The sequence below is a fragment of the Microcystis sp. LSC13-02 genome (assembly GCA_002282935.1).
Taxonomy (GTDB): Bacteria; Cyanobacteriota; Cyanobacteriia; order Cyanobacteriales; family Microcystaceae; genus Microcystis.
Genome location: MTBT01000137.1, coordinates 1 through 2,298 on the forward strand (window position 1 = coordinate 1; position 2,298 = coordinate 2,298).

At 45.8% G+C, this 2,298-nt stretch carries 2 protein-coding genes; both read left to right on the forward strand.

Features of this window, described 5'->3' with window-relative positions; translation table 11 throughout:
- Positions 1-802 precede the first annotated feature (802 nt).
- Positions 803-1,489: an ATP-dependent Clp protease proteolytic subunit gene (locus BGL89_RS08300; RefSeq protein WP_002746650.1), complete on the forward strand. Its 687-nt coding sequence runs from the start codon at positions 803-805 to the stop codon at positions 1,487-1,489.
- Between the two features lie 35 nt (positions 1,490-1,524).
- Positions 1,525-2,124 (forward strand): ATP-dependent Clp protease proteolytic subunit, encoded by a 600-nt coding sequence (locus tag BGL89_RS08305; protein ID WP_002734165.1) that lies wholly within the window; start codon positions 1,525-1,527, stop codon positions 2,122-2,124.
- Positions 2,125-2,298: the final 174 nt, after the last annotated feature.

The following is a 2,298-nucleotide window of genomic DNA, read 5'->3' on the forward strand; positions in this document are numbered from 1 at the left end:
GGTGCAACCCTGGAAGTTCTCAGATGCTCTATTAAAGATCAAGAAAAGCCGTCGTAAAACGACGGGGTTTTAACCCAAATTTTCGATAAGTTTTTTATATAAAACAAGCTTTAATAGTTGAGAATATTTAAATTTACATTTCGCAATATTTATCTTTTCTTAGGAATTTATTAAAAATAATTCTCATTTGTTTACTAGGTTGCAATACTTCCAGCGATTATGGTATAATTTCGCAGTATAAAATGGTGGGTTTTTCTGTGCTTTTTTGAGTTTTTAGCTGTCTGGTGATCCTGAAAACCCTTGCTAAATCTACACTGACCTATTTAGGAACAGCAACAACTGGCGGTTAAAGAGCCTTTTTTAAGCCAACCCGTTGATCAATTAATTGTGTAGTTTTGTTGCAAAGAGAAAGTTTTTTTGACAAAAAGAACAGAATATGCTGCGAGTCCATCTATTTTGAGTCTGATCGCAGTTATCTTAATGGTGAGGTACAAAGTTTTCGTTTTGGGGAGTCAGGAGTCAGGAGATTATTTTTATTTAGGGTCTGCTGAATAAATCTAAAAACCTTGTTGGGTAAGACTTTTAGACTTTTTGTCAATCAAAAAGTACCGGACTGGGAGTGATCAGGCTGAAAATTAGGTAGTTGACCACCTGAAAATCGGTAAAACCCTACACCCCACACCCCACACCCCACACCGAGAGATTCTTGGGGAGGAACCTAGCTAAAAATACCTCCAGGCAATCGGTCAACCCGATTACGTTAAAATCAAAAGCAGGATACTGTGTATGACGGAAAAACTCGATGAACTCAGTGATTAAAGCGGTACAAACTGCCTATTATGGGGATGCAGCCTATCGGACACCACCACCGGACTTGGAATCTCTCCTGCTCAAAGAGAGAATTGTCTATCTGGGGTTGCCCTTATTTTCCTCCGATGATGTCAAGCGCAATGTCGGGGTGGACGTGACGGAATTAATTATCGCTCAACTGCTCTACCTGCAATTTGACGATCCCGAAAAACCGATTTTCTTCTATATCAACTCTACCGGCACATCCTGGTACACGGGGGACGCGATCGGCTACGAAACCGAAGCTTTCGCTATCTGTGACACCCTCAACTACATTAAACCTCCCGTTCATACTATCTGTATCGGGCAGGCCATGGGAACTGCAGCGATGATTCTTTCTGCGGGAACCAAGGGTTTTCGTGCCTCCTTACCCCACGCTACCATTGTTCTCAACCAAAATCGCACCGGGGCGCAAGGACAAGCCACCGATATCCAGATTCGCGCCAAAGAGGTAATCGCCAACAAACAGACGATGTTAGAAATTTTCTCGAAAAATACGGGTCAAACCACCGAAAAACTGGCGAAAGATATGGATCGCACCTTCTATCTCACCCCACAACAGGCGAAAGACTACGGATTAATCGATCGCGTTCTGGAAAGTCGCAAGGAACTACCGAAACCCCTCGCCCAAGTTAGTTAAGATTTATTACAAATTAGCAGGAGTTGTTACCAATTATGCCTATCGGTGTGCCAAAAGTTCCCTACCGTCTGCCGGGTAGCCAATACGAACAGTGGATTAGCATTTACAGCCGTCTTTCGGTGGAACGCATTCTTTTTTTGGGGCAGGAAGTCACCGACGGGTTAGCCAATGCCCTTGTGGCCCAAATGCTTTATCTCGACTCGGAAGACCCCACTAAACCCATCTATCTCTATATCAACTCCCCGGGGGGTTCCGTTACCGCCGGCATGGCCATCTACGACACCATGCAGTACATCAAAGCGGAAGTGGTGACTATTTGTGTGGGATTAGCGGCCTCTATGGGGGCATTTTTACTGGCTTCTGGTAGTCCGGGTAAGCGTCTAGCCCTTCCCCATGCGCGGATTATGATTCACCAACCCATGGGCGGAACCGGGCGCCGGCAAGCGACGGATATCGACATTGAAGCTAAGGAAATCCTGCGTATTCGCCAGCAATTAAACGAAATTATGGCTAATCGCACCGGACAAACCATCGAACGCATCGAAAAAGACACTGACCGCGATTATTTCCTCTCCGCCGAGGAAGCCGTCGCCTACGGTTTAATCGATAAGGTGGTGGAGGGAAGACCGGCTTAAGTCAGTCACAGGTTAGAACAGGCGAGAACCCTGTTCTAACTGCCATTTGGACAAACTTCCTTAGATGGTAGGTTGGTTTATCGGTTGACATCCTCGCCGCCGTAAAACGGACGGCGATTCCTCACCACGCCACTTTTTTAGGGTGGTCGCGTCAACGGGGTTGACGCAGATAGC